Genomic DNA, 2,546 nt, shown 5'->3' on the forward strand with positions numbered 1-2,546 from the left:
GACCTATAAAGTAAGTATTTTGTATTGATTCTCTTATTCTTTCTCCTATCTTAATAGCATCTTCTTCTTTCGTATCAGGTAGTATTATAGCAAATTCTTCTCCCCCATATCTTGCTACAATATCTATTTTTCTGACACATTTTTTTAGTATATCTCCTATTTGCCTAAGAGCCACATCCCCCGCTTGATGTCCATTTATATCGTTGAAATTCTTAAAATAATCTATATCCATAAACAGTAACGATATTTCTTCTTTATTTTTATCAGCATTAATCATGGATTTTTCAAGGTGTTCTTGAAAGTATCTATGATTGAACAGCCCTGTAAGCTCATCTATATTTGCTAAGTTTTTTAGTTCTTTGCTATGCTCTTTTTCTACTTCTACATATAATCCCAATATAAATGCCGATGTAAATAATGCACTTAAAAGTACTAAATCACTTTCAAAGTATCCACTTAAAACATTTCTACTTGAATTTCCTGAAATAAAATCTACTATAAGTATTATTATTGATAAAAGTATAGCTAAAGATAGACTATAATTTCTTCCAAACTGTATAGCTCCTATTAATACAATAAATATACTTAATAGCTTATAATTACTACTCCCTAATCCTGTAGCCTTTAAGGCTACTATAAATATCGCTAACATTATAATGGTTTCTATAATATCTACTATTTTAGGTTGCTTATCAATTGTATTTTTAATATGATTGGATACCCATGAAAAATACAATAAAATTATAAACAGTACTATACTTACGATGACAGGCATTTGTATAGCACTTTTAATTTTTTTATCAAACTCAAATGCACTCCATATACCTACCATACTTAATATTATATATATCAATTTTAAAATAGTTATTATTTCAAAAAGTTTTTTATTTCTTTGTTGTTCAAAACTTCCCATATCATCACCCAAAGTTTACATATTTGCTTATAATTATCTTATTTTAATAAGAAACCATAAGAACTTTTCAGAACCTATGGTTTTACAACTTATTCTTCTCTTAATGACTCTGGTACCTCTGGCTCAAAAAACATAAATACACATGCTGGAGCTACTCCATTAGCTATATTAGTTATAAATGATGCTATAGAGTTTAGTAAAGTTTCCATATTTATACCCTCCTTATTATGTTATGGTATTCTTTTATTTTAAAATAAGATTACTTATTTCAAAATCCTCATAAAATATTTATTTTATTTTAACTAAATTAAATATTATCTCTGATAATTTTATAAATTTATTCCCTACTTTGGTCAAAGCAAATACTTGTATAAATATTCCAATTGTTATACCTATAGCTATCGACTTCGATATTACACTTTGATTAAATTCATATATTATGAAATTAACGAGTATTGTCACAATGTAAATTAGCATTAACTTAAAACATCCTATTCTTAACCTTTTTCTAGTTGATTCTTTGTTTAGAGGTTTATTTTTTGATGAAACAGGACATTTTATATATAATATTAAAAATTCAATAGTCAAAACAACTAGTCCTATTATTATTAAATATTTATCATTAACCTTAATTACTAAGTATTTATCTAAAATAGCTCCTATAATAGAAAAAAATAATCCTACTATTAAACATCTTTCTGGTGTACTTGAATGTACTCCTCCAGAGTATCTTTTTAAAAGAGCTGCAACAATAGATATAGTCATAATTTCACACACTATATTAAATATAATTCCTGTGATAAGAGTTATAATTAAAGATAAACCAGTATGCAATATAATAAATAGTCCATAGTTTAAAACTGATTTCTGTTCGCATGATTTATTTAATTTATTCCCTAGTTTATTACTTAAATTTAAAGAAACTTTACTTATATAGCTCATGCTAACTCCTTGATATTTTTTTGATTTTTTCTTCTATTTTCTTAATTACAATTACTATACATATTATAATCAGTAAAGATGGCAATGTTAATAAAGCACCTTTTAAGTCTTTATTGTTCATAAGTAAATCAAAGGGTATCTTGAATAAACTTGTTGCAATAACAACATAAATACCTTCGCTTAATACTGTGGCTATCCAAACCTCACACATAATTATCATTGTTTTTATTGTTTCTCTATCTGTATTTTCAAATATAATAACAGCAAAAGCTAACATAGATAGTATTGTATGTACACCAAATGTTATGGGTAATATTCTTATAAATGTAACAATTACACCAAATAAAATCCCTTTGATTATTATCTCTTTTTTATTTATTTTTTTACTTGATAAAATCATACCTGCTAAAATTAATACTATACTCTCAGGTATCGTTCTCACTAATACATATGCTGCCGATGACTCTAACATTTCATATCTCCTTATTAACTTATATATATATATTATAGCACTAATAAATCTATTTGTTGACATTTTTAGATTTTTTCACATAAAAAATCGTTGATATTTTTATATCAACGATTAATAGTATTTATATCTATATATACTTTTTCATATTTTTTAACGCATTCTTTTCAATTCTAGACACCTGAGCTTGAGATATCCCAATTTCTTCCGCAACTTCTATTT

Annotated in this window: 5 protein-coding genes; all 5 read right to left on the reverse strand. The window is 25.4% G+C overall.

What is annotated here, in order from left to right; translation table 11 throughout:
* Positions 1-913 (reverse strand): GGDEF domain-containing protein (locus ACRC03_RS03845; protein WP_438651232.1); only part of this gene is annotated, 913 nt, incomplete at its 3' end.
* A gap of 89 nt (positions 914-1,002) precedes the next feature.
* Positions 1,003-1,122: a cyclic lactone autoinducer peptide gene (locus ACRC03_RS03850; RefSeq protein WP_438651233.1), complete on the reverse strand. Its 120-nt coding sequence runs from the start codon at positions 1,120-1,122 to the stop codon at positions 1,003-1,005.
* 79 nt (positions 1,123-1,201) lie between these two features.
* The gene (locus tag ACRC03_RS03855; RefSeq protein WP_438651234.1) at positions 1,202-1,855 is read right to left on the reverse strand and encodes an accessory gene regulator ArgB-like protein; all 654 of its coding nucleotides are present in this window, start codon (positions 1,853-1,855) and stop codon (positions 1,202-1,204) included.
* A gap of 1 nt (position 1,856) precedes the next feature.
* A complete protein-coding gene (locus tag ACRC03_RS03860) occupies positions 1,857-2,327 on the reverse strand; it encodes a hypothetical protein (protein ID WP_438651235.1) in 471 nt (156 codons plus the stop codon).
* 127 nt (positions 2,328-2,454) lie between these two features.
* Positions 2,455-2,544: a sigma factor-like helix-turn-helix DNA-binding protein gene (locus ACRC03_RS03865; protein ID WP_438651236.1), complete on the reverse strand. Its 90-nt coding sequence runs from the start codon at positions 2,542-2,544 to the stop codon at positions 2,455-2,457.
* Positions 2,545-2,546 lie beyond the last annotated feature (2 nt).

It is taken from the genome of Romboutsia sp. (assembly GCF_051659545.1).
Classification (GTDB): Bacteria; Bacillota; Clostridia; order Peptostreptococcales; family Peptostreptococcaceae; genus JBOFOR01.